This window comes from Xanthomonas sp. SHU 199, from assembly GCF_000364665.1.
Lineage (GTDB): Bacteria > Pseudomonadota > Gammaproteobacteria > Xanthomonadales > Xanthomonadaceae > Xanthomonas_A > Xanthomonas_A sontii.
Map to the genome: position 1 here is coordinate 1 of NZ_AQOI01000792.1, position 337 is coordinate 337.

A 337-nucleotide genomic window follows, 5' to 3' on the forward strand; every position below is an offset into this window, starting at 1 on the left:
GCCTGCATCCCGCTGCTGGCCCTGGAGCTGCGCCAGTCGCTCAACGCCGCCCCCGGCGTGCGCCGCGAGATCGCCGCCACCCTGCTGCGGCAGAACGCCGCGCTGCTGGTCGGCACCGCGCCGGACGCGCGCCCGCTGCATCGCCTGATCGCCGACCACTGGCGTCCCGGCGACGCCGACTTCGCCGAACTGGTGCGCGCCGCGCTGCTGCTGTGCGCCGACCACGAACTCAACGTCTCCGCCTTCGCCGCCCGCGTGGTCGCCTCCACCGGCGCGCCGCTGCACGCCACCGTCAGCGCCGGCCTGGCCGCCCTGTCCGGTCCGCGCCACGGCGGCG

Annotated in this window: 1 protein-coding gene; it reads left to right on the forward strand. The window is 77.7% G+C overall.

The window, feature by feature from the left end; all coding sequences use genetic code 11:
- Positions 1-337, forward strand: a 337-nt coding sequence (locus tag D183_RS25600; RefSeq protein ID WP_039729293.1) for a citrate/2-methylcitrate synthase, incomplete at both ends; no start/stop codon positions are given.